Source organism: Streptomyces sp. WELS2 (genome assembly GCF_013870595.1).
In the GTDB taxonomy this organism is placed as follows: domain Bacteria; phylum Actinomycetota; class Actinomycetes; order Streptomycetales; family Streptomycetaceae; genus Streptomyces.
The window spans coordinates 1-4,265 of the sequence record NZ_JACBWZ010000552.1 but is presented as its reverse complement, the minus strand read 5'-3'; the positions used below and the strand labels follow the sequence as shown (position 1 = coordinate 4,265).

Here is a 4,265-nt window from a genome sequence, read left to right as displayed (position 1 = left end):
CTCACCGCGTCCACACCCCCCGCCCACCCGGCGGGGGGTGCGCGCGTATGCGCATCGTTCAGCGGGCGCTCCGGGACTCCTCGCTCCTCAGGGACCGCCTCACCTCCGCCGCGGCGGCGACGACCTCGTCCAGCAGCGCGTCGATCTCGTCCGTGGTGGTGGCCGGGTTCAGGAAGACCAGCCGCATTCTCGTCCTCGACCGCCGCACTGCTGCGGCACCGGAAGACCACCGTGCCGAGAACGGGGTCGGCGAGCAGGTCCAGGTCCGGATCGCGTGCGATGCGGGCCGCGGCGTACCGGGCCTGACCGTGGCAGGCGTCGACCCAGTCGCCCATGCCCCTGCGTCCGAGGCTCAGCAGTGTGGCCGCGATCTTGAACGCGAGCACCCACGGGTGGGCCGGCACCGAGCCGCCCTCGGCCAGGCCGAACGGCAACGCGCACACCGTGCCGAAGAGCATGGCGAGGGCCAGCCCACCGCCGCCCGCCATCTGTGCTCCCACCCGGGAGGACATGGGGACGTAGGCGCCCCAGAAGACGGCACAGGCGGCCGAGATCAGCAGGCCCGTCAGACCGGTGGCGCCGCCCTCCCAGCCGAAGTTCGACGTCGATCGCGCCGACCGGACCGCTGGAGAGGCCGCAGACCACCAGGCGGGCACACGCGTATATACGGACAGAGCCATTCGGGCTGCTTCCCCCGGCTCCCCGCGTGTCCCGCCCCGCTCCCCGCGCCTCCTGCCCGCAGGCTGCTGCGCATGCTGCCGGACCCCGAGACGCGCGGGCTGCGGCTGGTGGCCGTACTGCTCACCCTGACCGTGGTCAGCGGGCTGATCGACGCCGTCGGTTATCTGGGGCTCGGCCGGGTCTTCACCGCGAACATGACCGGCAACGTCGTCGTCCTGGGCTTCGCCGCCGCCGGTGCGCCCGGCTTCTCGGTGTCCCACACGGGCACGTCCCTGTGCTGCTTCGTGCTGGGCGCGGTGACCAGCGGCCGGGTGGAGCCAGTAGCGCTCGTGCCGGAAGGCGTAGGTGGGCAGGGGGACGCGGCGGGCGCCGGTGCCGGCGAAGAACTCCTGCCAGTCCACGGGCACGCCCGCCGTGTGCAGCCGGCCGAGGGCATAGACCAGGGCGTGCGGTTCGGGCCGGTCCCGGTGCAGGAGGGGGATCGTGACGGCGGTGGCGCCCAGGTCGTCCAGGACCTCCCGGGCGAGGGCGGACAGCACGCCGTCCGGGCCGATCTCCACGAAGGTGGTCACGCCCTGCTCGTGCAGGGTGCGCACGGTGTCCGCGAAGCGTACGGCGTGCCGGAGCTGGTTGGTCCAGTACTCGGGGGTGCGCAGGTCGTCGGGGGTGGCGACGGCGCCGGTGAGGGTGGGCACGACCGGCAGGACGGGGGCCGCGTAGGCGAGTTGCTTGGCGGTGGTGTGGAACTCGTCGAGGACGGCGTCCATGTGGGGTGAGTGGAAGGCGTGCGAGACGGTGAGCCGGCGCGTCTTGTGGCCCTGCCGGCGCAGTTCCTCCGCGATGCGCTCGACGTCCGGGGCGCTGCCCGAGATCACGGTGGAGTGCGGGGTGTTGACGGCGGCGATGTCGACGTCGTCGGTGAGGTGGGGGCGGACGGCGTCCTCCGGCGCCTGGATCGCGATCATGGCGCCGCCGGGCGGCTGGGCGCCCATGAGGCGGGCCCGGGTGGTGACGAGACGGGCGGCGTCGGGGAGGGTGAGGATGCCGGCGAGGTGGGCGGCGGTGAGTTCGCCCAGGGAGTGCCCGGCGAGGTAGTGGGGGGTGATGCCCCAGGTGGTCAGCAGGTGGTGCAGGGCGGTTTCGAGGGCGAACAGGGCGGGCTGGGTGTAGCGGGTGTCGTCCAGGTGCTCGCCGGTGCTGATGACGTGGCGCAGGGACTGGTCGAGGTGGGGGTCGAGAGCGGCGCAGGCGGTGTCGAAGGCCTCGGCGAACGCCGGGTAGGCCTCGTACAGTTCGCGTCCCATGCCGATGCGCTGGGCGCCCTGACCGGTGTAGAGGAACGCCACCCGGCCGCCCGTCGCGGGCACCGACTCCGGTATCCGGCCTGCCAGGGCGCGCAGTTGGGCGGTCAGGTCCGTACGGTCCGCGCCCACGAGCGCCGCGCGGTGGGGGTGCGCGCTGCGCGTGGTGGCCAGGGAGTGCGCGATGTCGAGCGGGTCCTGCCCGGGGTGCTCCTCGAGATGGGTCAGCAGGCGTCCGGCCTGCGCCCGCAGCGCCTCGGGGGTCTTCCCCGACAGCAGCCAGGGCAGCACACCGGCCGGACGCCGGGCCGGCTCCTCCTCGACGGGCTCCTGCGCCGGCGCCTCCTCCAGGATGACGTGCGCGTTCGTGCCTCCGAAACCGAAGGAGGAGACGGCGGCGCGGCGGGGTCGTGTGGTGGGGTCGGCGGGCCAGGGGACGGGTTCGGTGAGCAGGCGCATGGTGCCGGAGGACCAGTCGACCATGGGCGTGGGATGGTCGGCGTGCAGGGTCCGCGGCAGGGTGTCGTGGTGCAGGGCCTGGATCATCTTGATGATCCCGCCCACGCCCGCCGCCGCCTGGGCGTGCCCGATGTTGGACTTCAATGATCCCAGCCACAGGGGCCGTTCGGGGGTGTGCGCGGCGCCGTAGGTGGCCAGCAGCGCCTGCGCCTCGATGGGGTCGCCGAGCCGGGTACCCGTGCCGTGCGCCTCGACCACGTCGACATCGGCCGCCGTCAGACGGGCGTCGGCCAGCGCCGCCCGGATCACGCGTTCCTGGGACGGCCCGTTGGGCGCGGTCAGCCCGTTGCTCGCCCCGTCCTGGTTCACCGCGCTGCCCCGCAGCACCGCCAGGACCCGGTGTCCCTTGCGGCGGGCGTCGGAGAGCCGCTCGACCACCAGGAGGCCCACGCCCTCCGACCACGAGGTGCCGTCGGCCGCGGCGGCGAAGGACTTGATGCGGCCGTCCGGGGCCAGCCCCCGCTGCCGTGAGAAGTCGACGAAACCGCCCGGCGTCGCCGTGACCGTCACCCCGCCCGCCAGTGCCAGCTCCGACTCGCCTCGCCGCACCGACTGCACGGCGAGGTGCAGGGCGACCAGCGACGACGAGCAGGCGGTGTCGACGGAGACGGCCGGGCCCTCCAGCCCCAGGGTGTAGGAGACCCGGCCGGAGGCGACGCTGCCGTACCGGCCGGTCATCAGGTGGCCTTCGTACTCCTTCGGGCCTTCCAGGCCTAGGTAGCTCTGTTCCACGAGCCCCGCGAACACACCGGTCCGCGAGCCCTTCAGCGAGGCCGGGTCGATGCCCGCGTCCTCCAGCGCCTCCCACGCCGTCTCCAGCAGCAGCCGCTGCTGCGGGTCCATCGCCCGGGCCTCGCGCGGCGAGATGCCGAAGAACCCCGCGTCGAACCGCGCCGCGCCCTCGAGGAAGCCGCCGTGCCGGGTGTAGGTGGTGCCGAGGTGGTCGGGGTCGGGGTGGTAGAGCCGGTCCAGGTCCCAGCCCCGGTCGTCCGGGAAGGCGCTGATGGCGTCCCGGCCCTCGGCGACCAGCCGCCACAGTTCACCGGGAGAGGCCACACCGCCCGGGAAGCGGCACGCCATGCCGACGACGGCGACGGGTTCGCCGGAGGCGTTCTCCAGCTCGGCGATGCGTTCACGGGCCTTCTGCAGATCCGCGGTGACCCACTTCAGGTAGTCGACCAGCTTCTGCTCGTTGGACGGCTCTGCGGACATGCGGGAACAGCCTCTCCTCGAAGGACGTACGGCGATGGGGACAGGGAGGTGGCGTCAGCGGGCCTCGCGGCCCAACTGCTGGTCGATGAAGGCGAAGAGATCGTCCGCCGAGGCCGCGGCGAAGGGCTGTGGGGCCGCCGCCTCGACGGACACCGGCGGCTGGGCGTCGAGTCCGGCGAGCAGCGCCTGCAGCCGTACGGCGACGGTGGCGCGGGCCTCGCCCTCGGGCGGCAGGCCGGTCAACGCCGACTCAAGGCGGTCCAGTTCGGCGAGGACGGCCTGTTCGGCACCGTCCGTGGCGGGCTCCACCAGGGACTCCAGATGGGCGGCCAGGTCGCCCGGCGTCGGATGGTCGAAGACCAGCGTGGTGGGCAGGGCGACCCCCGCCGCCGCGCTCAGCCGGTTGCGCAGCTCCACCGCCGTCAGTGACGTGAAGCCGAGGTCCTGGAACTGCCGGTCCGCGGCCACCGCGCCCTCGCCGGCGTGGCCCAGCACGGCGGCGATCTCCTCGGTGACCAGTGTCAGCACGTACTGCTCGCGCTCCACGGCGGT

Annotated in this window: 1 protein-coding gene and 2 pseudogenes; 1 reads left to right on the top strand and 2 read right to left on the bottom strand. The window is 73.6% G+C overall.

Features of this window, described 5'->3' with window-relative positions:
• Positions 1–47: 47 nt before the first annotated feature.
• A pseudogene (locus H5J33_RS38760) lies at positions 48–938 on the top strand (YoaK family protein); the annotation flags it as partial.
• A gap of 45 nt (positions 939–983) precedes the next feature.
• Here H5J33_RS38760 and H5J33_RS25410 read toward each other — a convergent pair.
• Together H5J33_RS25410 and H5J33_RS25405 are read right to left on the bottom strand one after the other, a co-directional pair.
• A pseudogene (locus tag H5J33_RS25410) lies at positions 984–3,713 on the bottom strand (type I polyketide synthase); the annotation flags it as partial.
• A 54-nt stretch (positions 3,714–3,767) separates the two neighbouring features.
• Positions 3,768–4,265: acyl carrier protein (locus tag H5J33_RS25405; RefSeq protein ID WP_181797198.1), on the bottom strand; the 498-nt coding region annotated here is incomplete at its 5' end.